The sequence below is a fragment of the Collinsella sp. AF08-23 genome (genome assembly GCF_003479805.1).
Lineage (GTDB): Bacteria > Actinomycetota > Coriobacteriia > Coriobacteriales > Coriobacteriaceae > Collinsella.
Map to the genome: position 1 here is coordinate 14,574 of NZ_QUHV01000014.1, position 25,414 is coordinate 39,987.

Consider the following 25,414-nt stretch of genomic DNA (forward strand, 5'->3'; position numbering starts at 1 on the left):
TTTGGGACGGGGTATTTTGTCTCCCTCCGTTCTGATAGGTATTTGATTGCCAGCTGCTTGGGTTGCCCTGGGGCCGGTCCGCCCTACGGCGGTCCGGCCCCAGGGCAACCCACGGCCTTGGCAAAGGAAAACCCACTAGAACGGAGGCAGACAAAATACCCCGTCCCAAAATGAGTCAGGACCCGCCAACCGAAGAGGGATGGCGGGTCCTGTAACACATCGCTATCGGACGCTGAGGTTACTCCTCATAGGAGTTGTGGCCGTTGGGATCGTCCGGGCTGTCGCCGTCGTCCTGGTCCACGAGCTTGTTGAGGAGCTCGTCGAGGGAGGCCATGTCCTCGTTGATGACGCCGTTGCCGTCCTTGGACTGCGCAGGGGCGCCGAGCATCTCCTCGTCGGAATCGAGGTGATGGCGCGGGGCGCTCGTGCCGAGCAGGATGTCGTCCGGACCATCCGGGGAGAACACCATCTGCAGCAGCTGGGAGAGGTCCTCCTCGTCGGCAACATCCTCGGAGTTGTCAAGGATGTAGAGCAGGTTGTGCTCCTCAAGACCGTCGCGGAGCTCCTCGATGGCCTTGGCACCAATGCCGTCGATGCGGAGCAGGTCCTCCTCGGACTTGCCCACGAGGTCACCGACGACCTCAATGCCGACCTCGCTGAACTTGTTGGTCCAACGCTGGGAAACACCCAGGTCATCGAAGAGATAGAGGCGCGCGTCCTCGGCGGAGATGGTACGGCCATTGCGGGTGAACTGGCCACCCTCGCCGCCGTACTCGCCCGCGCCGAAGTCGAGCTGCTGCGGCAGCTCCTCATCGAGCTCCTTGAGCTCCTCGGGCGCCCAATCGGGGAGCACCTTGGCATGCGGAGAGGTGGGGTTCTCAATGGCCTGGTAGCCATCCTCGGTACGATAAGTCAAACCGGCCTTGGCGTACGGCTTGAGACCGGTGCCCGCCGGGATCTTCTTACCCACGATGACATTGGACTTGAGGTCGAGCAGATGGTCGACCTTGCCCTCGATGGCGGCCTCGGTGAGGACGCCCGCGGTGCGGATGAACGACGCGGAGGACAGCCAGGAGTCGATGGAGGAAGCGACCTTGAGCGTACCCAGAATCGCAGGCTCGGCGGCAGGCGGCGTGAGGCCCAGACGCGCCACGCGATCGACCTCGTCGGCGAACTCGTAGCGGTCCACGTACTGGCCGAGCAGGTAGCGGGAGTCACCGGGGTTGGTGATCTGAACGCGACGCAGCATCTGGCGAGCCATAACCTCGATGTGCTTGTCGTTGAGGTCGACGCCCTGGGAGTTGTAGACCTCCTTCACGTTCTCGACGAACGTGTGCATGGTGGACTCGATGTCGGTGAGCTGGCGCAGGTTGCGGAAGTTCACGAAGCCCTTGGTGATCTGATCGCCGGCGCGGACCTCGCAGCCGTCCTCGATACCGGGCATGAACTGCACGGCGGCGGGAACGCGCTTCTCGTCCAGAATGCGGCTCGGGTCGTCCGAGTCGGTGAGCGTGAGCACATACTCGGACTTCTCGGGCTTGATGGCCAGGTGACCGGAGAACGGGGCCAGGTCGGCCTCGCGACCGAGAATCTTCTCGTTAACGTTGCCGACGATGTCGAACATACGCGAAACGGTCGGGAGACCCTGCGTAATGTCCGCAACGCCCGCGACGCCGCCGGAGTGAATCGTACGCATCGTAAGCTGCGTACCGGGCTCGCCGATGGACTGGGCGGCGATGATGCCGACCGCGGTACCGATGGCGACAGGACGGCGGGTGGAGAGGTCCCAGCCGTAGCACTTCTGGCACACGCCGTACTTGGAGCGGCAGGTGAGCAGTGCACGCAGCGCGACCTTCTTGAGGCCGGCATCGACCATCTTCTTGAGGTCGTCGACGCAGGTGATGTACTCGTCCTTCTTGAACAGGACGGTGCCATCGGCAGCCACGACATCCTCGAGGAAGCAACGACCGACGAGGTCGGCGTTGATGTCCTCGGTGCCCGGGATGATCAGGTTGTACGTGCAGCCCTCAGTGGTGCCACAGTCCTCTTCGCGCACGATGACGTCCTGTGCCACGTCGACGAGTCGACGGGTGAGGTAACCGGAGTCGGAGGTGTGCGAAGCGGTATCGACGAGGCCCTTACGAGCGCCGTAGGTGGAGATGAAGTACTCGAGCGGGAGCAGGCCCTCGCGGAAGTTCGCCTTAATGGGAAGGTCGATCGTCTCGCCGGACATGTCCGCCATGAGGCCGCGCATGCCGCCGAGCTGACGCAGCTGGGCCTTGGAACCACGGGCGCCGGAGTCGGCCATCATGTAGATGGGGTTCTCTTCATCGAACATCGCGAGCATCTTGGAAGCGACCTCGTCGGTAGCGGCGGTCCACTCGTTGACGACCTCGATGTGGCGCTCGGTCTCGTTGAGGAAGCCCTCCTCGAAGTACGCGTTGATCTGGTCGACGTTGCTCTGGGCACGGTCGAGAACCTGCCACTTGTCGTCAGGGATCAGAGCATCCCACACCGAGATGGTGAGGCCGGAGGTGGTGGCGTAGTGGAAACCGGAGTACTTGATGGCGTCGAGGATCGGGGCGACCTCGGCCTCGGGGTAACGATCGCAGCAGTCGGAGACGAGCTTGGCGATGTCGCCCTTAACCATCTTGTAGTTAATGAACTCGTAGTCCGTGGGCAGGCACTGACGGTTGAAGATGATGCGGCCGATGGTGGTCTCGAAGCGAGCGGTCTTGGTGCCGGTCACGTCGTAGTCCACGACCTCGTTCTTGCCAATCTTGACGCGGAACAGCTTGGTGCCGTCCTCGAGCTCGACGTTGGCCTCGGCCTCGGAGACGCGGACCTGGACCTTGGCCTGCAGGTCGACGCCGGCCTCGGCGCGGCAGTCATAGGCGCGCAGGGCGTCGTCGAAGCTCGCGAACACGTGGCCCTCGCCCGGCATGCCGTCGCGGGCCTGCGTGAGGTAGTACACGCCAATGATCATGTCCTGGGAAGGAATGTTCACGGGCTTGCCCGAAGCCGGCGAACGCAGGTTGTTGGAGCTCATCATGAGGATGCGCGCCTCGGCCTGAGCCTGGACGGACAGCGGTACGTGCACGGACATCTGGTCGCCGTCGAAGTCGGCGTTGAACGGAGCGCAGACGAGTGGGTGCAGGTGGATGGCCTTACCCTCGACCAGCACGGGCTCGAAAGCCTGGATGGAGAGGCGGTGCAGCGTCGGTGCGCGGTTGAGCAGGACGAGGCGGCCATCGATGACCTCCTCGAGGATGTCCCACACAAAGGAGGCGCGACGCTCGATGGCGCGCTTGGCGCCCTTGATGTTCTCCACCTTGCCTAGCTCAGTCAGGCGCTTCATGACGAAGGGCTGGAACAGCTCCAGGGCCATCGTCTTGGGCAGACCGCACTGATGCAGCTTGAGCTTGGGGTCGGTAACAATAACCGAACGGCCGGAGTAGTCAACGCGCTTACCAAGCAGGTTCTGGCGGAAACGGCCCTGCTTGCCCTTGAGGGCCTCGGCGAGCGACTTGAGCGGACGACCGCCACGGCCAGAGACCGGGCGACCACGACGGCCGTTGTCGAACAGGGCGTCCACGGACTCCTGGAGCATGCGCTTCTCGTTGTTCACGATGATCGCGGGAGCGTCCAGGTCGAGCAGGCGCTTGAGACGGTTGTTACGGTTGATCACGCGACGGTACAGGTCGTTGAGGTCGGACGCGGCGAAGCGGCCGCCGTCGAGCTGGACCATCGGGCGCAGATCCGGCGGAATGACCGGGATGACGTCGAGGATCATGTTCGCGGGGTCGTTGCCGCCCTTGAGGAAGGCATCGACGACCTCGAGGCGCTTGACGGCCTTTTCACGCTTCTGCTTCTGGGAATCCTCGTCGGCGATGATGGCCTTGAGGGTCGCGGCCTCCTGCTCGAGGTCGATGGAGGCGAGGAGGTCGCGGATGGCCTCGGCGCCCATGTCGCCCTTAAAGTACATGGAGTAGTAGCGCTTCATCTCGCGGAACAGCGGCTCGTCGGAGACGAGGTCGCGCTCGTTGAGCTGCATGAACGCCTGGAAGGCCTCGGAGCGGAGGTCCTTCTCATCGCGGCACTCCTCCTGGATATCGACAATACCCGCAGCGATTTCCTCGGGCGTGAGGGGCTCCTCGTCGGAGAACTCGTCGAAGTTCTCGGGGTTGCCCTGCGCCTTGAGGCTCTCGATCTGGCGGGCGCACTCGGCGTCGATCTCCTCCAGGTCGGCGGCGAGCTCCTCACGCAGGTCGTCGGCGTCGGCCTCACGGGCCTCATAGTCGACGTGCGTGATGATATAGCTCGCGAAGTACAGCACCTTCTCGAGGTCCTTGGACTTTATGTCGAGCATGCGGCTCATCGGGAACGAGACGGGGCTCTTGAAGTACCAGATATGGCTGACGGGAGCCGCCAGCTCGATGTGGCCCATGCGCTCGCGGCGCACCTTGGCCGTGGTTACCTCGACGCCGCAGCGCTCGCAGACGATGCCCTTGAAACGGATGCCCTTGTACTTGCCGCAGGAGCACTCCCAGTCCTTGGCGGGACCGAAGATCTTCTCGCAGAACAGGCCGTCCTTCTCGGGCTTGAGGGTACGGTAATTGATGGTCTCGGGCTTCTTGACCTCGCCGCGCGACCACGAGCGGATCTTGTCGGCGGAAGCGAGCGAGATCTTTACCGAATCAAAATCAGTAGCTTCGAAATCTGCCACAGTCAACTACTCCTTATCGGTGGTGGTGGCGGCGAGCTCATCGAGGATGGCATCGGCCGCATCGGCGGAGGTGTCGGCCTCGTCGATCGAGGGCAGGTCATTGTCATCGAGCTCGGAAGCGCCCTCGGCCTCGACGGCGACGGGCAGCTCGGGCTCGACATCGCGAATGGGCTCGATATCGAGCGCCAGGGAGCGGATCTCCTTGACAAGAACCTTGAAGGACTCGGGGATACCGGCCATGGGGACGTTCTCGCCCTTGGTGATCGCCTCGTAGGTCTTGACGCGGCCGACCGTGTCGTCCGACTTTACCGTGAGGATCTCCTGGAGCACGTTGGAGGCACCGTACGCGTAAAGCGCCCAGACCTCCATCTCGCCGAAGCGCTGGCCACCGAACTGGGCCTTACCACCCAGCGGCTGCTGGGTAACGAGGCTGTAGGGGCCCGTCGAGCGAGCGTGGATCTTGTCATCGACCATGTGGCCGAGCTTGAGGATATAGGACGTACCCACAGTGATGGGCTCGCGGAACTGCTCGCCGGAACGGCCGTCGTACAGGACGGTCTTGCCGCGCTCGTCGAGCTGGGTCACGAACGAGGGGTTCATGTGCTCGCCGAAGCGCTCGGAGGCGAGATTCAGCATGTTCTTGTTGGCACGACGGATAACCTCGGCGATCTCGTCCTCACGGGCGCCGTCGAAGACGGGCGTGGAGACAAAAAACGGGCCGGGGATGTACGTGTCGGAGTCGGCGGACTCGGTGTCCCAACCGCAGGCCGCGGCCCAGCCGAGGTGGCACTCGAGGAGCTGGCCCACGTTCATACGGGACGGGACGCCCAGCGGGTTCAGGATGACGTCGACCGGGGTGCCGTCGGCCATGTAAGGCATGTCCTCCACGGGCAGAACCTCGCAGATGACGCCCTTGTTGCCATGACGACCGGCGATCTTGTCGCCCTGCTGGATCTTACGGCGCTGCGCGACGTAGACGCGGACCTGCTCGTTGACGCCGGGGGCGAGGTCGTCGCCGTTCTCGCGGCTGAAGCGGACGACGTCGATGACGCGACCCTCAGCGCCATGGGGCATCTTGAGGGAGGTGTCGCGAACGTCGTGCGCCTTGGTGCCAAAGATGGCGCGGAGCAGGCGCTCCTCGGCGGTCAGCGCGCTCTCGCCCTTGGGAGAGACCTTGCCGACCAGGATGTCGCCGGCCTTGACCTCGGCACCAATGCGAATGATGCCGTCCTCGTCGAGGTCGGACAGCATGTCCTCGGACAGGTTCGGGATCTCGCGCGTGATCTCCTCGGGGCCCAGCTTGGTGTCGCGGGCATCGAGCTCATAGCGGGAGATGTTGATGGTGGTGAGCAGGTCCTCGGAGACCAGACGCTCGGAGACGATGATGCCGTCCTCGTAGTTGAAGCCCTCCCACGGCATGTAAGCCACGGTCAGGTTCTGGCCGAGTGCGAGCTCACCGTGGTCGGTGGAGGGGCCGTCGGCCAGCGGCTGACCCTGCACGACCTGATCGCCCACACGTACGAGCGGGCGGTGGTTGATGCAGGTGGACTGGTTGGAGCGCTGGTACTTGGGCAGCTTATAGGTGTCCATGCCCTCAGAGGTCTTCACCGTGATCTTGGCCGCATCGGCGAAGATGACCTCGCCGGCGTGCTTGGCCAAGGTAACCTCGCCGGAGTCGATGGCGGCGCGAGCCTCCATGCCGGTGCCGATGTAGGGAGCGACCGGGTGAACCAGCGGCACGGCCTGACGCTGCATGTTCGCGCCCATGAGGGTACGCTTGGCGTCGTCGTGCTCGAGGAACGGAATGAGCGTTGCCGCGACGGAGAGCATCTGACGCGGCGAGACGTCCATATAGTCGACGTCCTCGACCGGAACGTCTGCAGGGGCACCGAAGGAGCCATCGAAGTCGCGGGTACGGGCGACGACGGTGTGCGGACGAACGAGGTTACCCTCGGCGTCGACGGTTACCAGCTCGCCGGTCTTGGGATCGATCGGGGTGTTCGCCGGAGCGATGATGTGGTTCTCTTCCTCATCGGCGGTCATCCAGTCGATCTGGTCGGTGGCGACGCCGTTCTCGATCTTACGGTACGGGGCCTCAATGAAGCCGTACTCGTTCACGCGAGCGTACAGCGCCAGGGAGCCGATCAGGCCGATGTTGGGGCCTTCGGGCGTCTCGATGGGGCACATACGAGAGTAGTGCGAGTTGTGAACGTCGCGGACGGCCGTAGGCACGTTGGTGCGGCGGCTGGAGCCGGACTTGTGGCCGGCAAGGCCGCCGGGGCCGAGCGCGGACAGACGGCGCTTATGGGTAAGGCCGGTCAGCGGGTTGGCCTGGTCCATGAACTGAGAGAGCTGCGAGGAGCCGAAGAACTCCTTGATGGAGGCCACGATCGGGCGGATATTGATGAGGCTCTGGGGAGTGATCTCATCGATGTCCTGAGAGCTCATGCGCTCGCGCACGACGCGCTCCATACGGCTCATGCCGATGCGGAACTGGTTGGCGACGAGCTCACCAACGGTGCGGATGCGGCGGTTACCGAAGTGGTCGATGTCGTCGACCTTGAAGCCGGGCTCGCCGGCGGCGAGACTCAGCAGGTAGCGCAGAGTCGCGATGATGTCCTCGTCGGTAAGGACGGAGACCTCTTCCTCGGTGGCGAGGCCGAGCTTCTTGTTGACTTTGTAGCGACCGACGCGAGCGAGATCGTAGCGCTGCGGGTTGAACAGCAGGCCCTCGAGGAGGCTACGGGAGGCGTCGACGGTCGGCGGCTCGCCGGGGCGCAGGCGACGATAGATCTCGATGAGGGCGTCCTCGCGGGTAAGGGCGGTGTCGCGCTCGATGGTGCGCTTGATGACGTCGGAGTCGCCCAGCAGCTCGAAGATGTCGTCGTTGGTGACAGCGATGCCCAGGGCACGCAGGAACATCGTTGCGCTCTGCTTGCGCTTGCGGTCGATGGAGACGACGAGCTGGTCGCGCTTGTCGACCTCGAACTCGAGCCAGGCACCGCGGGCCGGGATGATCTGGGCCTTGTAGACCTGCTTGCCGCCGTCCATCTCGGAGCTGTAGTACACACCCGGGGAGCGGACGAGCTGGGAGACGACGATGCGCTCCGTGCCGTTGATGATGAAGGTGCCCTGGTCGGTCATCATGGGGAAGTCGCCCATGAAGACGAGCTGCTCCTTGATCTCGCCCGTCTCCTTGTTGGTGAGACGGACCTCGGTCAACAGCGGGGCCTGGTAGGTCATGTCCTTCTCGCGGCACTCGTCCACGCTGTGGGACGGGTCGCCGAACTGGTGGTGACCGAAGGTCACCTCGAGCTGGTGGTTCTGGCTCTGGATGGGGCTGGACTCCCTAAAGGCGTCGCGAAGGCCCTCGTCCTTGAAGCGCTCGAAGCTCTCCTTCTGTACGGAGATGAGGTTCGGCAGCTCCATGGTCTCCGGGATCTTCCCGAAGTTGACGCGTGTGCGCTCGGTGGCGGTCACGGTCTTGGTAGCGTTTGCTTTCGGCACCAGGTGTTTCCTCCTTCTTGGGAAAGGCGGTTGATCCGACGGGGCGCGGCCGTTCGTCCGTTTGGCACATATCGGGCGGACGGGTGCGTGCCGCACGTCGTCCTCGGGGCGGTGCTTGGCGCACATCACCCTTTCCCAGTGCTCTCACGGGCTATACGCATAGCTCCGCCAGGTAAGGCAACCTATTAGTTTAGCAGGTCGATTCCGTTCGGCAAGAAAATGCTTGACTCATGGGGTGTTTTGGACTAGCTAACTTTTTCTATAGAGAAACACCTGCTCAACGCATATGCATCGAACAGGTGTTCATGTATTTTGGGTGAATCTAGACGAAGCCTAGCGCTCCAGACCGCCGCGCTCGTCGATGGCGGCCCAGAACTCGTCGGCGAAGCGCGGGTCGCCGGCGGCCATGAGGGCGTTGGTGGCGATCCAGCCGGAGGGGGTGCCGGTGTCGTAGCCGGAGAGCGGGTCGATCACGACGGCGTACATGGCCTCGCGGTCGAGGCTGCGCGCCATGGCGTCGGTGAGCTGGATCTCGCCGCCCTTGCCGGGCTGCTGGTTGGCGAGGAGCTCCATCACGAGCGGGCTCAGCAGGTAGCGGCCGACGATGTAGAGGTTGGACGGGGCGGCCTCGGGGCTCGGCTTCTCCACCAGGCCGCCGATGCGCCACACGGCGCCGGGCTCGGTCTCCCCCGCTCCCTCGCAGCCCTCGAGGGTGCCGACGCAGTCGCCGGCGATGACGCCGTAGCGGTCCACCTGCTCGGGCGCGCACGGGGCGACGGCGATGACGCTCGCGCCGCCATGGGCCTTGGAGACCTCAAGCATCTTGCCGCAGATGTCCTTGTTCGGGACCACGTAGTCGCCCAGCAGGACGAGGAAAGGCTCGCCCGCGCAGGCGTCGGCGGCGGAGCGGATGGCGTGGCCGAGGCCGCGCGGCTCGTACTGGTAGCGGAAGTCCACGGGCATGTTGCCGGCATGGGCGATGGCGTCGGCGTAGCCGGCCTTGCCGCGCTCGCGCAGCAGGGACTCGAGCGAGCGGTCGGGCTGGAAGTAGTTGAGCAGCTCGGGCTTGCCGGGGCTCGTCACGATGATGGCGCCGTCGACCTCCTCGGGGTCGAGGGCCTCCTCCACCACGTACTGGATGACCGGCTTGTCGAGGACCGGCAGCATCTCCTTGGGGGTGCACTTGGTGGCGGGCAGGAAGCGGGTGCCGAGGCCGGCGGCGGGGATGATAGCCTTCATCTTCGAGGTTCCTTTCCGAGCGGGAGCGCGCGTGCGGCGCATGCATGCCCAGCGATCGGGATTATTCGATACCCGCCTATGGTACCTGCAACGTGCACATTATGCGAAAACATCACCGATACCCGACAAATCGCCTCATCCGAAGCTGATTGTGGTATGCAAACGGGAAGTCCAGCTGGACCGATTCGACTCAGCTCGCGGCGTTCACGTGGAACGGGAACACGATGAGCTCCAGCCCGAGCAGGAGCACATGGTGGCCGAGGTTCGCGATGGGGGCGATGAGCAGCATCGTGCCGAGCACGAGCTCGAAGACGCCCGTCGCCAGCGGCATGAGCCATTTCCCGCTCGATGCGCGCGCCTCGAGCGACTCGTCGATCTCGTGCGCCGCTTTCTCGAGGCCGAGCAGGCCCCACATGACGGCGATGACGTTGAGCGACTCCGTCGTGTTGAGCAGGGTGACGACGCCGAGGACGATCATGACGACGTCCGTGCCGACCGTGATCTTGCCGGGGACGCTGCCCTTATCGAGCAGGTCCGTGAAGATATCCGCGGCGCCGACGAACAGCATGACGGCTCCAAGGATGTGCGGCAGGTGCGCGGCAACCTGCTCCGAGAGCAGCAGGCAGGCGACGCCGAGGATTGGAAACAGCAGCGTTGCGACAAACGCCACTTTGCCGGACAGCTTCTGCCCAGCAAGGTGGCGCTCCATCTGAACTCGTGACATAGCGCTAATCTCCATGTTCTCGTGGCAGCAACGTCATGGGGACGTCTGCGAATCATCTTTATGGAGTTTTCCCGGCAACCACCGTCACAAAGCCGAAAAAGGTGCCGCCACGGAATCTGCAGGGACACCCAGGGGAGAGAAAAGCACAAATGCGCGGATAAAATCCGGATCGGAAAAGTATAAGTCAATGAATGTATATGAAAATCGCAGGTAAAAGGGTTGCCGCTTTTTTACTCTACACGCCGTTGCCGTAATTAACCCCGCATTTGCGTTTTTATTCCTTCTGCAGCAATGCCATGAGCAAAAAGGTCTCGCCCGATAAGCGGACGAGACCCTTCACACGGACGCGTTTCTACCGACGACAGTCGAATCAGGTCGCAAACGGAGCAGCGCGCTACTGCGCGGGAACGACACCAATCATCCTACTTAGCGCGGTCGCGGTTGTAGTTAATGAGGCAGCCCGCCTTGACGATGGCGCGCTCCTCGGGGGTCATGTCAGCGATGAACAGGGAGATCTCCTCGACCTCGCCCCCGGCGCGCACGACCCATGCGGGGATGTCGCCCAGATCGCCGTCGAGCGCCGAGCGGATGCCGGGCACGTACACGTAGTCCCCCACCTCGAAGTTCGGCTCGCCCTCCATCTGGAACGGCACCATGCCCCAGTTCATCACGTTCGAGCGATAGCGTTTGGTGGCGTACTCGCGCGTGATGTTGGCAAGGCCGCCGAGGACGCGCTGGCAGCTCGCCGCCTGCTCGCGGGCGGACCCGTCGCCGGGCTTCACGGCGTAGATCATCGACCCGATCTCCACCTCCCCGGGCTCGACGCCCTCCAGGGCATCCGCGGCGGACAACGCGTCGAACACGGGGGCGACGGCGGCGGGAACCGAGGCGGCAGCGCCCTCCCCGGCCGACAGGCGCTCGCGCTCGATGCCCGCCGTCTCCTTCGCGCGGCCGACGTAGTCGGGATCGCGGCGGCTCAACGTGAACTCGGCCAGGCCGAGCGGGTTGGATCGGTACGAGCTCGTCTCGCCCGAGGGGATGAGCTCGTCGGTCGTCGTCACGTCGTCCATGATCTTGGACGCGACGCGCAGGAGGATATTCTCGGCGAGCGGCTCCATCTCGGGCCAATCCTTGATGTTGGGACCGTACACAAGCTCGCGCGCCGCCTCGCCCCTGCCGAACCCGTTGTACACGCGATGCTCGTAGGCGCTCGCGTCGAAGCGGTACTCGACATGCTCGTCCCAGATCTCCGCGGGAAGGTCGGTCGCGGCGGTGAGCACGCCACCTGCCGCCGCCGTGGCGGCGATGGAGCGGGCGTCCATGAGGGCGACTCCCGTAAGCTGACCCGCGCCCGGCTTCGATCCCTCGCGGTTGGGGAAATTGCGAGTGGTGTGGCGGATGGACAGGCCATTGTTCGCCGGCGTGTCGCCCGCGCCGAAGCACGGACCGCAGAAGGCGGTGCGCACGATGGCGCCCGACTGCATGAGGTCGAACGCGGCGCCGTTTGCCGCCAGCTCGAGGAACACGGGCTGGGAGCTCGGATACACCGAGAGGGCGAACTCTCCGTTGCCGCAGCTCTTTCCCTTCAGCGCGCGGGCGGCCTGCATCACGTTGGTGAAATTGCCGCCCGAGCATCCCGCGATGACGCCCTGCTGGACCTGCAGGCGCCCATCCGGGCGGATCTTGTCGACGAGGGACAGCGACGCGCGGCCGCCGCCGACCTGCTCGGCGTTGACCTCGACCTCGCGCAGGATATCGGGGAGGCTGGCGTTGAGTTCATCGATGGTGAAGGCGTTCGAGGGGTGGAACGGCAGCGCGATCATGGGGCGCACCGCGGAGAGGTCCACCTCGACGCAGCCGTCGTAGTAGGCGATGCGCGCGGGGTTGAGCTCGCGGTAATCCCCGCCGCGGCCGTGCTCGCGCAGATAGGCGGCCGTGTCTTCGTCCGTGCGCCAGATGGAGGTGAGGCACGTGGTCTCGGTGGTCATGACGTCCACGCCGTTGCGGTAATCGGTCGGCATGCTGGCGATGCCGGGGCCGACGAACTCCATGACGGAGTTCTTGACGTAGCCGCATGCGAAGACCGACCGGATGATGGCGAGCGCGATGTCCTGGGGGCCGACGCCGGGCTGCGGGGCGCCCTTCAGGTACACGGCGACCACGCGCGGGTACGCCACGTCGTAGGTGTCGCACAGGAGCTGCTTGACCAGCTCGCCGCCGCCCTCTCCGATGGCCATGGTGCCCAGGGCTCCGTATCGGGTGTGCGAGTCGGTGCCGAGGATCATCTTGCCGCAGCCCGCCTGCATCTCGCGCATGTACTGGTGGATGACGGCGATGTGCGGGGGCACGAAGATTCCGCCGTACTTCTTCGCGGCGGAAAGCCCGAAGACGTGGTCGTCCTCGTTGATGGTGCCGCCGACGGCGCACAGGGTGTTGTGGCAGTTGGTGAGCACGTAGGGGACGGGGAACTCGGTCATGCCCGACGCCTTGGCCGTCTGTATGACGCCAACGTACGTGATGTCATGGCTCGCCAGGGCGTCGAACCGCAGCTTGAGATGGGCCATGTCGCCGCTCGTGTTGTGCTCGGCGAGGATGCCGTACGCGATCGTGCCCTCGCGCGCCACGTCTGGGTCGGGGAACTCGAGCGTCGATTCGACGGCCTCGAGCGCACATTCCTCGGGGATGACCGTCTCGCCGTCCACCAGGTACACGCCGCCGGTATGCAAGGTGATAGGTTCTGCCATGAGGTCGCTCTCCGTCCTGGATATACGGGCACCACCTGGGCACATCCGTCGCTGACGGAGCGTCCGGTGCGCACCGCGTCACTTTAGCTTGCGACAGTATACACTAGCTCGAACACGGTGCCGCCGAGCTGAGTTAACAGGAATTTGAAGCAAGCCCCATATTTCAAACCTCTGATAAATCACATTACCAGTCTGATTTTTGTGAGAAATCAGGGGTTTGAAACGACTAAGGGGATTTCAAACCGATGTTTTCTCACATCGGAGATTGCACGGGCGCCCAATGGCACCCGGGCGCCTTCTACACAGCACAGCCGCGACGCCCCATGAGGCGAAACAGCCCAGCAACGGTGATGACCCAGCACGCTGCGACGATCGCAGCGCCCACCAAACCCACCGCACCGACGGACAGATTCGTCACAACGACGCCGCCGAGCGCCGAGCCGGCACCGATACCAAAGTTGAACAGGCCCGAGAAGATCGACATGGCGACGGACGACTCATCCTCCTCGACACCCTTGATGATCTCCGCCTGAAATGCCACGTTGAACGCCGTACCGCAGCAGCCCCACAGCAGGAACATGACGAGCACCGTAGCGACGCTCCCTGCCAGAGGGCGGAGCCCCGCCAGGGCCAAAGCAACTCCGGCAATAGAAAGCGCGAGGAAGGGACGACTCTTGCCATCGTAGAAACGGGAAAAGAGCATGCTGCCCAAGATGCCGGCGAAACCGAAGACCGTCAGCGACATGGTGATCATACCGGAATCGAACGACGCGACCTGGTGCAGGAAGGGCTCAATGTAGCTGTAGCAGGTGTAATAGCCGGTCGCGAACAGCATGGTGACCACGTACACGGTCACGAGCAGGCGATTCTTAAGCATGCGGGGTAAGCGGGAAAGCGTAAAGGGCTCCCCCGCGGGCATGAGGGGCAAGGCGGCGGCGAGGTACACGATAATGGCGACGGCGATGGCTCCCACCACGGCGAACGTCATACGCCATCCCAACGCGAGGCCGATTGCGCGCCCCAGGGGCAAACCGAAGATCTGCGCAATGGAGGACCCCGTGGCGATCATGCCGATGGCGAGCGAACCGTGGCTCACATCGACCAGGCGCGTCGCCATGACCGAGGCGATCGACCAGAAAATGGCATGGGCGCTCGCCACCACGATGCGGGCGAGCGTGAGGATGGCGAACGTGGGCGCTATAGCGGAGAGGAACTGACCGATGGCGAACACCACGAGCACGCCGAGCAGCAGGCGCTTGAACTCGATACGCGATGCGGCCATCATGAGCGGCAGCGACAACAGCATCACCGCCCAGGCATAGGCGGTGATCATGAGGCCGCAGGTCGCCTCGTTGATGGAAAAGCTACCGGCAATATCGGTGAGCAGCCCAATGGGCATGAACTCCGAGGTGTTCAAGATGAACGCGGAAAACGTGAGCCCCACGAGCGGCATGAGCTCCCGTATCGTCAATGCTCCGCCAGCACGGTCCTTCGAGTTCATGCCATCGTTCGGCACGAGACCGTTTCTCGTCGGCTTTTCCATACATCCCCTCGTCTCTTCATATGATCGCCCCCACATCGATCGCGACGTGGGGGCACGCTGTAGGCGAAGAAATTATAATGGTCTGCCCCTTAAGCACGGCAGCAGTTCATGCGAAAGGAACGCGTAACAATTATCCGTTCATCGATGCGCATCTCAATGCCCGGATGCCCTCCACAGCACGTAGAGCATGCCAAAGAAGAGCGCGCCCATGGTGAACAGACAGCCAATCATGCCGGCAGCATTGGAAATGGCGCCGCGGATCCCGCGAGTGGATTTCCCGCTGCATGCCGCATATCGATCGACCTCATATGGATTACGCGTGCCCATGATGCCTCCTTAAAACAACTACGTCCACGCACGTGACGGGTACCGGGCCCGACACGTATCCGTTTCTGAGGACATCATCTGCTATCTGCCCATTTGCTACCATCGATTTGCCTTACGGTGGGCTTGCGCTTTTGTAAGAATGCTTGAGAAATCATTGTGCGGTGCCCAAGGAGTCCCCGCATGCGGAGCCAAGGCATTGGGGTCGCACACCGAGACCGCGTGCGCAAAAAATACGAACATCTGTTTGCTCTTATGCTAGACTGAGTAGATACACGAGCAAGGCCGCGAACGCATGAGGGAGGTGCCATGAGACCTTTGAACGGCACGAAGCCCGATGCCCAGGAGCTCATCGACCGCATCCTGGCAGACGAGCGCTTTCGGGCGAGTTCCCATTTTTCCGACCGCGTGTACACGGATGAGCCAATCCTCATCACGGGCAATCGCATGGCATCCTACCTGCCCGAACGCTATCGCAAAATGCGGGAGATCTCCCGTTGGGAGCCCGAGGGGCCAGCCGGTCGGGGACGCTGGCTCTCAGAGGCCGAACTGTTCTACCGACAGGGCATCTTTATGGCGGATTATGAGGACGATTGCCCCTATCATGGGAACTTCAAGTCATATTTCCCCACATACAATGCCATGAGTGACCGCCAACTCCGCGGATATTTCACCTGGAGGTCCGCCGTTCGCCGCGGGACGGTACAGGAGACCTCCCTCTCGTTCGCCTACGTCTATCTCTACGAACTCATCAACGGGATCGGTGTCGCCAACCCGCGCGAGGGGTTCGATGCATTCGAATCTTTCTGTCAGGCATATCGCGCCTTCGCCCCGGAAATCGATCGGTTCGCCGGCGTCTGGCTGCAGGACTACGTCGTTTACCACGACCTGCCTGTAGAGCTGCTCGAACCATACAAGACCCTGGCATTCGACCGCGCGATCATCGCACTGCGCCGCGCAGACGATCGCTCTCGTGAGTTAACGCGCCTGATCAAAAACGAACGCAAGAAACGGGGGGCCTCGGCCATGCCGCTCCCCTGCGACAAGGCGCTCGAAAGCGAGCTGTTCGACGCCATCGATGCCTTATCTACCTATAAGCTCAGTGGAAGCCGCCTGTACCGGGATAACCCCGACGGACTTCGCCACGTTGCGTGCGCGGTATTTGTCCGCACGAGCGACTACTATCGCAGGCAACGAAAGAATACGCTACTCGAGAGCTGGTTTGGAGAGGAGGTCGCTCTGCCCTACACCATGTTCGGCTCAGCCGTCTTCTTTTCACCCCGGCGTCACGTAGACACCGTGTATCAACTTGACGAGATCCATCGGTACCGATGTCAAAACGGCATATGGACGTGCGAGCGAATCCACGGAAGCCGCTCGTGCAGCCCCAAGCTCGGCATATGCATGCGCGCGGTCGACCGCAGTCTGCGGACGGCGCTCGGATACGAGCATCCGCTCAAAGAGACCAAGCCGCTTCCCAAGTACCTGGAGAAGTTCATCGATGAGGAAGTGGCCGCGTGGATGAGCTGGCATGCGGCACACGCGCCGCGGCACATCACCATTGACCTCTCTCAGCTGGCCGACATCCGACGCGCGGCGGTATCCACGCGCGAGTCTCTGCTCATCGATGAAGAGCGTGAAGGGACGGGCACCATCGTCTCCTCTTGTGGATCGGCCGACGAAGGCCGCCCATCGAACGCGCTCGCCGAGCCACAAAGCCCAGTCACCGCACCCCAGGAAGACGGTATCGAGCGGGCGCGAACCCCCATCGAGCCCCCCGTCCCTCCCGCGCCGGTGCCCAGAGTTCACGCCGCCCGGCCATTGACCCCCGGGCAGGAGTCGTATCTCAGATCCCTTGCGGAGGGTGACGCCCCAGGTGCGCGCGATGCACTCCAGGTGCTGGGGACATCCGAGGACATGGCCGTGGACGCCATCAACGATGCCTTGTTCGACCTGATAGGCGACACCACGATCGAATACGGGGCATCCGGCCCCGAGCTCATCGAGGATTATCGCGAAGACGTGGAGGAATTCCTTGCCCATGACTGACCAGATCACCACCGCGCCCCGCGTCCCCAAACGCGTGGCCGCCGTCATCCTTAACTCGCTCAAAGGCGGCGTCGTGCCGCGCATAGGCCTGCCCTACATCACCGTGGGGCGCGAGTTCGAAATTCAAGCCTTGCTCACCGACCTCTCGCTCATCTCCGACGGCGGAGCAAGCTTCCGCTTCCTCGTTGGCCGGTATGGAGCGGGAAAGAGCTTCCTGTTGCAGACTATCCGCACGCACGCCATGGGCGAGGGCTTTGTTGTGGCAGATGCGGATCTCTCCCCAGAGCGCCGACTGCAAGGCGGCCAGGGCCAGGGTTTGGCGACCTACCGCGAACTGGTGCGCAACCTCTCGACCAAGACCCGTCCCGAGGGCGGTGCACTCAACCTGATCCTCGACCGCTGGGTGCAGAATCTCGAGGCGGAAGACGCTTCGAGGGAAGACATGTCAAAAGGGGATGTGTCAAACGGACATGTCGCAGGTAGCACGCCTGCCGGCACTCCGATACGCGCCCAATTCGCCGCCATCGAGGAGATGGTCCACGGATATGAGTTCAGCCGCGTGCTGGGCATCTACCGCAACGCCGTATCCACGGGAGACGAGGAGACCAAGGCACTCGCCGTCAAATGGTTGCGCGGCGAATACCGCACCAAGACGGAGGCGCGCTCCGAGCTGGGGGTCACCGCGATCATCGACGACGACACCTGGTACGACTACGTCAAGCTGCTGGCGCGCTTCCTCACGGGGGCGGGCTACAAAGGTCTGCTCGTCCTCATCGACGAGCTGGTCAACCTCTATAAGATCCCAAATGCCGTCACGCGCCAGTACAACTACGAGAAGATCCTGCAGATGTACAACGATACCCTGCAGGGCAAAGCTCATCACCTGGGCATCATCATGGGAGGCACCCCCACGTCCATCGAAGACCGCAGACGGGGCGTCTTCTCCTACGAGGCATTGCGAAGCCGCCTTACCCAAGGCCGCTTCGCACGCGAGGGAATGCGCGACATGTTGGCGCCCATCATTCGCCTGCAGCCCCTCACCTACGAGGAGCTACTCGTGCTCATCGAGAAGATTGCGCAGATACACGCCGGCTATTTTGGATATACGTGCACGCTTCGCGATGCGGACTTAGTGGAGTTCCTCACCATCGAGTTCGGGCGTGTGGGCGCAGAGACGCACCTCACCCCGCGCGAGGTGATTCGCGATTTCATCGAGCTGCTAGACATCATGTGCCAAAACCCTAATACCGATCTTCATGAGTTGATGGCATCTGGCACCGTCGGCGTCGCGGACGCCAGCGCGCCGAGCAACACGACCCCCTTCGCGGAATTCACCATCTAGTCCGGGAGGCAGCTTGAACACATTCGATCGATACGCGCCGTTTGTACAGGACTTCATCTACTCGCATAGCTGGGAGAACCTCCGGTCGATCCAAGTCGCCGCAGCAGATGCCATCTTCAACACAGATGAGAACGTGCTGCTCACCGCCTCGACCGCCTCGGGCAAGACCGAAGCCGCCTTCTTCCCCATACTCACCGAGTTTTGGGAGAACCCGCCCGCAACGGTCGGGGCGCTCTACATCGGCCCGCTCAAAGCTCTTATCAACGACCAGTTCTACCGCCTGAACGACCTCTGCGAAGAGGCCGATATCCCCGTCTGGCACTGGCATGGCGATGTTGCCGCTTCGCACAAGGCGAAGCTGCTCAAACACCCGAGCGGCATCCTGCAAATCACGCCCGAGTCGCTCGAGGCCCTCTTGCTCCACAAGCACGCGGCGATTGGGCGGCTTTTTGGAGACCTTCGCTACGTGGTCATCGATGAGGTGCATTCACTGCTGCGCGGCGATCGCGGCGGGCAGGCCCTCTGCCTCATCGAACGCCTCTCGCGCATGGCGGGCGTGAATCCGCGCCGCATCGGACTTTCCGCCACCATCGGTGACCCCGAACGCACGGGGGCATTCCTCTCCAGCGGAACGGGTCGTGGATGTGTCATCCCCCGCTTTGAGGAGACGCGCAAGACGTGGCGTCTATCCATGGAGCATTTCTACATTGGCGGACCGCAGGCGGCGGAGCGTGCCCTAGACGGCGCATGGGCGCAGGAGGCGGACGTAATCGACGACGGTGCGCGGCGCAGCCTTCCCGCGCCCGATGATGTCCGCATCGACGCACCAACCGCAACCGAACTCGCCGCGCGGACCGATTTGGCGCCGCAAGATGCCGACCCGGGTCTTGGATACATCTTCGAGCGGACCCGCGGCAGCAAATGCCTGGTGTTCGTAAACTCGCGAGAGGAGGCGGAGTCCGTCTGCGCCAATCTGCGTGCATATTGCGAGGCCAATCACGAACCCGACCGCTTCCTCATCCACCACGGTAATCTCTCGGCGGCGTATCGTGAATCGGCGGAGGAGCTCATGCGCGACGAAGAGCAGGCGCAGACCACCGTCACCACCGCGACGCTCGAGCTGGGCATCGACATCGGACGCCTCGAGCGCGCGTTCCAAATCGATGCCCCCTTTACCGTCTCGAGCTTCCTGCAGCGCATGGGGCGCACCGGACGCCGCGACCTTCCACCCGAGATGCACTTCGTGATGCGCGAAGAGCAACCCGAACCCCGCTCCATGCTGCCCGAAACCATCCCTTGGAAGCTCTTGCAGGGCATCGCGCTCGTGCAGCTCTACCGCGAGGAGCACTGGGTCGAACCACCCGCGCTTGATCGCCTTCCGTACAGCCTGCTCTACCATCAGGTCATGAGCACGCTCGCCAGCTGCGGGGAACTCACTCCCGCCGAGCTCGCCGCACGCGTGTTGACGCTCTCATACTTCCATCGCGTCGATGCCGACGACCTCCGTTGCCTCTTGCGGCATCTTTTGGAAACCGACCATATCGAGGCGACCGAAAACGGCGGCTTGATTGTGGGCCTCGCCGGTGAACGGCTCACCAACTCATTCAAGTTCTACGCGGTGTTCCAGGAAAACGAGGAGTTCACGGTGAGATGCGAGTCGGCGGAACTCGGCACGATTGTGAATCCGCCACCCGCTGGCGAGCGCATCGCCATCGCCGGGCACTGCTGGCTGGTCGAGGAGGTCGACTGGAAGCGCCACCTCGTGTACTGCACGCAGATCAAAGGCCGCGTTCCAGCGTACTTTGGCGATTGCGCGGGCGATATCGACACGTATGTCCTGGAACGCATGAGGCACGTGCTCGCGGAGCGTGACGTCTATCCCTACATCATGGAGAACGCGCGGGCTCGACTGGCACAGGCACGACACGTGGCATCCAACGCGGGCATCACCGGGCGCGCCTCAAGCCCCCTCATCAATCTGGGTGGAGACACCTGGGCGTTGTTCCCCTGGCTCGGAAGTTACGCTTTCCTGGCGCTCGAGCGGCTGCTCAAGATCAAATGCGCGCGAGAGCTAGGGCTCAAGGGGCTCGATCCCTCGCGCCCTTACTTCATGCAGTTCAGGATGAAGGCGGACCCCGAAACGTTTTTCGAAGCGGTCGCCGCCGAGGCGGAAGCAGAATTCGACCCCATTGACCTCGTGTACCCAGGCGAAGTTCCGTATTTCGACAAGTACGACGAATTCCTACCGCAAGAGCTCGTTCGCAAGGGTTTCGCCGAGGGCGTCCTCGACATCGAGGGCATGAAGCAACGCGTGCTCGGCTGGCGCGACGCATGGCGAAGCGCGCAGTACGGCTAGTCGCGCAGCACCTCACCGAGGAAGTCGGCAGCAAAGGGAACCGCACCCTCGAAATCGTAAGCGTCGACGTCGCTCGCGATCACCAGGTAGTTATCTTCTCCCGCAAAGGCCTCATCCACGCAGGGCACGACCCAGACGCGTTTGAACACCGCCGAAGCCGTGGCAACGACGTTGCGCAGGAAGTCTATGTTCTCGCCCCCGTGGGTCGATACCACGTTGGCCACGTACAGGCCGCCCTCGTTGAGACACACCTTTGCCTGGCAGAGGGCTTCCACGGTGGCGAGCGACCGAACTGGCTCCGACCCGGCAAAGCAGTCGTTCACGACCACGTCGCACCGCATGCCCGCCGCAAGAGCCTCGCCCATATACGACCGAGCGTCCGCGGTGATGAAACTCAGACGGTCTCCCGCCATGCGCTCAAGTTCGTCCAGGTAAAACCATCGACGAGCAAGCAGGGTCACCGACGCGTCAAGCTCGACGACGTCCATGGCAAGCAAACGATGGGTGGCGAGCGCATGCTTGGGATAAGAGTATCCACCACCTCCGAGCATGAGCACTCGTTCGATGCCATGGCCAACGATGCCGCGCATGGAATCCTCCGCCTCAAACATCGCATCGAAGGCGCGGATATACTCGAACACGGGCTCGAACCTGCGGCGACCGAGATAGGTGGCACTTTGATACACCCCACCCTGCTGCAACACGCGCACGAGCTCTCCCTGGGCGCCGCGCACCATCTTCACGCGCGCCAATCCAGCGTGCGTGCGGGCGACCTGAAGGCATTTCGATCCAACGGCTATCGCCGCCGCGCCAACGGCCACGGCGCCAAACGCCACGCCCGCGGCAATACCGGCGGCCGTGTTTCCCCTCTTTTCCATCAAAGCTTCCTTTGCTGATAAAGCCCGTGGTCCTTAAACCCAAGGCGACGATAATACGTGCGCGTGCCCACGGCGCTGATCACGTTAATGCTTTCGTATCCCGCCTCGCGCGCGATGTCACAGGCGCGCTCGATGAGCCGCCTCCCCAACCCAAGATGCTGGGCTGACGTGCCATCCTCACCAAGCTGCGTAGCGATGCCATACATGTGCACTTCCCGAATCATGGCCTCGCCCGCGCGGACGGGAAGGCCCTCGCTCCCCGCCTCATCCGCGAGACGCTGCACATACGCGGCACTCGGCAAAGACAGGCGCAGGAAGCCGGCGATGCGGTTGTCGGGCAAGATCCACTGCAAAAAGCGTTCGTGCGTGTTGCTCGTCTCGTACCCGACGACATCGAGGACCAGGTCGCCCAGATCGATGTCGTTCGTTCCGATCTCTCGAAATCGAATCTCCTGGACGCCGTCCGAACTGCCCATGTCGCGCAGGCTCCGCTCGACGAGTTGGCGCAAATTGGGCTTCTTGTTGCCCGCCACGATATCGTGCGACGAGAAATCCCTGATCATGCGGGAGATACGGCAGAACGGCGGCGTGACGGCGACATCGCTCGCCAACACGTCGAGCAGTTCCCCCTCGGTGTAGGGGCGCCATAAGCCAAGTTCATAGCGCTCGGTGAGCCGGGAGCCGTCGATGAGGGCACAAGGGTAGAGCTTGATTTCGTCGGGCTGGAACGGTGCGCTCCGCACCAGGCGGTCGTAGTCGGCCTTATCGCGCTCGGGCGTCGACCCCAACAGGTTCGCCATGGCATGCGCGTGGATCTTGAAGCCAAAGATGCGCAGCAACTCAAATGCCCGCCCTATGCGATCGATCGAGATGCCGCGCTCATTCAAGTCTAGGATCTCCTGGTCAAGCGTCTGAATGCCCATTTGCACCTTGGTGCAACCCAGGCGGCGAATCAGCATGAGGGCTGCGGGCGTGATCGCATCGGGGCGCGTCTCGACTACAAGACCCACCACACGATGACGTGCGCCCTCGTTTTCGCGTTGCCGCAGCTCGAGCTCATCGAACGTGGCCGTCTGGGCGCGACTGGCCAAACGCCACGGCTCGCTGTTGCCGTACAGCAGCCGAAATGCGTGGTTGTAGGAGAGGGCCCCTTCGGCGATCTCCTCCTGCGCACCCTCCGCAAATAACGCGAACTGCTCCGTATTCTGCGGAAACCCCGCGCTGCGGTACCAGCTCCGACGCTCGGCGATGTCGGAAGCCGCTGACTCCTCATCAAACTCGTTGAGCGCGCGGAACAGTTCCGAGATGAACCAGACCTGGTATTCCCGTGGATAATCGCTCCAGGTCCCGCCGAGAACGATCAGCTCGATCTTGTCTGTAGCATGTCCCATCTGCGTCAACGCCGTCAGACGGGAGGTAACCTGCAGATACGGGTCGAACCAGTTTTGCTCGGCGCGTTCGCATGCCGGCTCGTTGTGCAGGTAGCTCTTGGGCATGCGCAGGTCATTGGGGCAAAAGAGGCAGTCGCCACCACAGGGCCATGGCTTGGTGATGACCGTGATCGTTGCGACACCCGAGGCGCTGCGACGAGGCTTCATGCGCAGCACGGCGAGCAAGCGCTCTTCGAGTTCGGGCGTAACTCCCCACGCCTCCCAGCGCTTTTGATCGTTGCGCTTAACACTCTGGTAGAACGGCAAAAGCCGACGCTTGGCAAACATGCGCTTGTCGGCATGCTCCCGACGTGCGGCGGCATGACTCAGCTTGAGTAGCACGCGATCGTCGACCACGCGTCCGGACCGGAGCTCCGCCAATATGTCCAAGATAATCTGTTCCATGGCGTCCATTGTATATGACGTCCGCGCACCGCTTCCGGCGGACGTGGGAGCTTACAATAGGGAAACCTCACGGTGCATGCGCTCGCCCTAAAGACACGCAGCCACTCGACGCGGCACCGACTCACGGAATCCAGGAGGCCCATGGACACCACGACCGCGCAGGCGCTCATCGCGCTCAACAACCGCTTTTACCGGGATAACGCAGCATCCTTTTCCGCCACGAGGTCGGCACCATGGGAAGGTTGGAAGCGGCTCGGAAGCATATTGCGCGAGTGTGGCTGGGTGGGTGCGACGGCGCCTCAGACGCGCCTCGTGTTCGATATGGCAAGCGGCAACCTGCGGTTTGAGCATTTCCTCTCCACCGCGTTTCCCAGCATCGACTTTGAGTTTCACGCGGTGGACAACTGCGCCGCCCTGGCAGAGCATGGTCAGAACGACCGCATCGCATACCACTTCCACCAATGCGACATCCTGGATACCCTCGTCTCGAGCAACGCGAGAATCCCGGAATGCCCCCCCTGCGACCTGTCGGTCTCCTTTGGCTTCATGCACCATGTGCCCAGCGCATACCTCAGACATCGCGTGTTCGAGGCGCTCATCGAACACGCACGCGTGGGCGGCCTGATCGTCCTGTCGTTTTGGCAGTTCATGAACGACACGCGCCTTGCTGCCAAGGCTCTGAAGGCAGACGAGGCGCTTGCCATGGATATCGACATATCGCAGCTTGAGCCAAATGACCACTTCCTTGGATGGCAATCCGACCCCTCTCCGCTGCGCTACTGTCACCACTTTGACGAATGCGAGATCGACGAGCTTGTAGCATCTGTGGGCACCAAGGTACGGGAGGTCGCGCGCTACTCCTCGGACGGCGCGTCTGGTACCCTCAATCGGTATCTCGTGCTCGAACGCCTTGATTGAGAACTCGAGCACGACGCCCATTCAGACGCATGGCGCGCGCCACTCCAGTGGCAGCCGCGAACATGCAGCCGCCATATCGGACGCCAACGACCGCCATCCGCCGCCGCGCCACATTCCACCGTGCAGCGCGCCGCGATATCCAGGAGACCTTTCCGCCATGCATGCACGTATGCCCAAAAACTTCGTCCTCGACCAGCGCATCGAGCGCGCAGCCAACGCCATCGAGACTGGTGCCGCAGCGTATCGGGGGCGCTGGGCCGAAGCGTGCCATCCGCTCACCGAGCATGGCACCGAGCGCTTTGAGCGGGTGCATCTCGATCTTGGATGCGGAAAAGGAGCCTATATCGCCGCCATGGCCGCCCGTCATCCGGACACGCTCTTTATCGGCATGGACAGCGAACCCGTGTGCGTGGTGCATGCCGCGCAGCTCGTTCTCGATCGTGGGCTCAAAAATGCCCTCGTGATTCCCGGAGACGCCGCCAGGCTCGACCGCATCTTCGCCCCGGGCGAACTCTCGAGCATCTCGATCAACTTTCCCACGCCGCACCCTAAACGACGCAACGCCCGCCTGCGCGTAACGACCGCCGAGCACCTCGATGGATACCGACCGCTGCTTAAAGCCGACGGCATTCTCGCGCTGCGCACCGATAGCCTGCCGTTGTATGAGTTCTCTCTTCCGCAGTTCAAGACCATTGGATGGAATGTAACGTGCGCCACGCACGACGACCGCGCCGCCCATCCCGATCAGCCCATCACCGAGTACGAGCAGCGGCTAACCGAGCAGGGTGCGACCGTCCACGCTGTATATGCACGGCCCGCAGCGCAACCCGCCACACAGGAACAACTCCAGGCTGCACTCGAACTTCCGCAGAGCCTCATCGACTATCTGCCCGAAGACCTATTCGCCGGAGAATATATCCCCTACGGCATGAGCTACGCGATTGACAACCTGCGCAACCGACGTCACCATCTCGCCGCGCGTAAAGATGCATATTCTGACCGCATTTAAGTTGCTATTTGCATAGGCTTTTCTCACCACGCCCCACGTGTCCATGTGGATTTACGAAAGTGGTCAAAATACCCAAATGTTGCGCAGGCCCGATCATCGTTTGTCTAACTCACATCGTGCCAACACCTTTCTCATCCCCGTCGTGCATCGGGACAATTGAGCCAGCGCGCCACAAGCGTCTTGAAACCCTGTGATCACAACAGGAGGAGGGGGGCGCGCG

14 protein-coding genes are annotated in these 25,414 nt (G+C 62.8%); 5 read left to right on the forward strand and 9 right to left on the reverse strand.

Annotated features, from left to right (window positions below):
* Positions 1-238: 238 nt before the first annotated feature.
* The 7 genes from DWV48_RS07870 to DWV48_RS09230 all read right to left on the reverse strand — a co-directional run bounded on the left by DWV48_RS07870 (position 239) and on the right by DWV48_RS09230 (position 14,810).
* Positions 239-4,726 (reverse strand): DNA-directed RNA polymerase subunit beta', encoded by a 4,488-nt coding sequence (locus DWV48_RS07870; protein WP_199588934.1) that lies wholly within the window; start codon positions 4,724-4,726, stop codon positions 239-241.
* Between the two features lie 6 nt (positions 4,727-4,732).
* The gene (locus DWV48_RS07875; RefSeq protein WP_118654269.1) at positions 4,733-8,233 is read right to left on the reverse strand and encodes a DNA-directed RNA polymerase subunit beta; all 3,501 of its coding nucleotides are present in this window, start codon (positions 8,231-8,233) and stop codon (positions 4,733-4,735) included.
* 333 nt (positions 8,234-8,566) lie between these two features.
* Complete coding sequence (locus tag DWV48_RS07880) at positions 8,567-9,472, reverse strand: UTP--glucose-1-phosphate uridylyltransferase (RefSeq protein WP_118654270.1); 906 nt, start codon at positions 9,470-9,472, stop codon at positions 8,567-8,569.
* 190 nt (positions 9,473-9,662) lie between these two features.
* Complete coding sequence (locus DWV48_RS07885) at positions 9,663-10,196, reverse strand: DUF308 domain-containing protein (RefSeq protein ID WP_233546237.1); 534 nt, start codon at positions 10,194-10,196, stop codon at positions 9,663-9,665.
* Positions 10,197-10,618: 422 nt separating this feature from the next.
* Positions 10,619-12,940 (reverse strand): hydratase, encoded by a 2,322-nt coding sequence (locus tag DWV48_RS07890; protein WP_118654272.1) that lies wholly within the window; start codon positions 12,938-12,940, stop codon positions 10,619-10,621.
* Between the two features lie 298 nt (positions 12,941-13,238).
* Entirely contained in the window at positions 13,239-14,483 is a 1,245-nt protein-coding gene (locus DWV48_RS07895) for an MFS transporter (protein ID WP_233546238.1), read from the reverse strand.
* Between the two features lie 153 nt (positions 14,484-14,636).
* Positions 14,637-14,810 (reverse strand): hypothetical protein, encoded by a 174-nt coding sequence (locus DWV48_RS09230; protein ID WP_158574850.1) that lies wholly within the window; start codon positions 14,808-14,810, stop codon positions 14,637-14,639.
* A 306-nt stretch (positions 14,811-15,116) separates the two neighbouring features.
* Between DWV48_RS09230 and DWV48_RS07900 the strand changes: the two genes are divergently transcribed.
* From DWV48_RS07900 to DWV48_RS07910, 3 genes are read left to right on the forward strand one after another with little or no spacing between them, the layout of a single operon-like run.
* Positions 15,117-16,856: a TerB N-terminal domain-containing protein gene (locus DWV48_RS07900; protein WP_118654273.1), complete on the forward strand. Its 1,740-nt coding sequence runs from the start codon at positions 15,117-15,119 to the stop codon at positions 16,854-16,856.
* The gene (locus tag DWV48_RS07905; protein ID WP_118654274.1) at positions 16,849-18,198 is read left to right on the forward strand and encodes an ATP-binding protein; all 1,350 of its coding nucleotides are present in this window, start codon (positions 16,849-16,851) and stop codon (positions 18,196-18,198) included. Before DWV48_RS07900 ends, DWV48_RS07905 begins: the two co-directional genes overlap by 8 nt.
* Positions 18,199-18,211: 13 nt before the next feature.
* The gene (locus DWV48_RS07910) at positions 18,212-20,554 is read left to right on the forward strand and encodes a DEAD/DEAH box helicase (RefSeq protein ID WP_118654275.1); all 2,343 of its coding nucleotides are present in this window, start codon (positions 18,212-18,214) and stop codon (positions 20,552-20,554) included.
* Here DWV48_RS07910 and DWV48_RS07915 read toward each other — a convergent pair.
* Positions 20,551-21,432 (reverse strand): spermidine synthase, encoded by an 882-nt coding sequence (locus DWV48_RS07915; RefSeq protein ID WP_118654276.1) that lies wholly within the window; start codon positions 21,430-21,432, stop codon positions 20,551-20,553. The two genes, DWV48_RS07910 and DWV48_RS07915, sit on opposite strands and share 4 nt — an antisense overlap.
* Positions 21,432-23,267, reverse strand: a complete 1,836-nt coding sequence (locus DWV48_RS07920) for an elongator complex protein 3 (RefSeq protein WP_118654277.1) — start codon at positions 23,265-23,267, stop codon at positions 21,432-21,434. The genes DWV48_RS07915 and DWV48_RS07920 overlap by 1 nt, the downstream gene beginning before the upstream one ends.
* A 141-nt stretch (positions 23,268-23,408) precedes the next feature.
* On the opposite strand from DWV48_RS07920, the gene DWV48_RS07925 reads away from it, so the two are divergent.
* Entirely contained in the window at positions 23,409-24,185 is a 777-nt protein-coding gene (locus tag DWV48_RS07925) for a hypothetical protein (protein WP_118654278.1), read from the forward strand.
* Between the two features lie 157 nt (positions 24,186-24,342).
* On the forward strand, positions 24,343-25,194 hold the full coding sequence (gene trmB, locus DWV48_RS07930) for a tRNA (guanosine(46)-N7)-methyltransferase TrmB (RefSeq protein WP_118654279.1): 852 nt from the start codon (positions 24,343-24,345) through the stop codon (positions 25,192-25,194).
* Positions 25,195-25,414: the final 220 nt, after the last annotated feature.

Excerpts from the sequence above, each read along its gene's own strand:
- DWV48_RS07885 (WP_233546237.1), bottom strand. The coding sequence starts at position 10,196 with ATGTCACGAGTTCAGATGGAGCGCCACCTTGCTGGGCAGAAGCTGTCC.
- DWV48_RS07920 (WP_118654277.1), bottom strand. The coding sequence starts at position 23,267 with ATGGAACAGATTATCTTGGACATATTGGCGGAGCTCCGGTCCGGACGC.
- DWV48_RS07925 (WP_118654278.1), top strand. The coding sequence starts at position 23,409 with ATGGACACCACGACCGCGCAGGCGCTCATCGCGCTCAACAACCGCTTT.
- DWV48_RS07905 (WP_118654274.1), top strand. The coding sequence starts at position 16,849 with ATGACTGACCAGATCACCACCGCGCCCCGCGTCCCCAAACGCGTGGCC.
- DWV48_RS07915 (WP_118654276.1), bottom strand. The coding sequence starts at position 21,432 with ATGGAAAAGAGGGGAAACACGGCCGCCGGTATTGCCGCGGGCGTGGCG.
- DWV48_RS07890 (WP_118654272.1), bottom strand. The coding sequence starts at position 12,940 with ATGGCAGAACCTATCACCTTGCATACCGGCGGCGTGTACCTGGTGGAC.
- DWV48_RS07895 (WP_233546238.1), bottom strand. The coding sequence starts at position 14,483 with ATGGAAAAGCCGACGAGAAACGGTCTCGTGCCGAACGATGGCATGAAC.
- DWV48_RS07880 (WP_118654270.1), bottom strand. The coding sequence starts at position 9,472 with ATGAAGGCTATCATCCCCGCCGCCGGCCTCGGCACCCGCTTCCTGCCC.
- DWV48_RS09230 (WP_158574850.1), bottom strand. The coding sequence starts at position 14,810 with ATGGGCACGCGTAATCCATATGAGGTCGATCGATATGCGGCATGCAGC.
- DWV48_RS07900 (WP_118654273.1), top strand. The coding sequence starts at position 15,117 with ATGAGACCTTTGAACGGCACGAAGCCCGATGCCCAGGAGCTCATCGAC.
- trmB (WP_118654279.1), top strand. The coding sequence starts at position 24,343 with ATGCATGCACGTATGCCCAAAAACTTCGTCCTCGACCAGCGCATCGAG.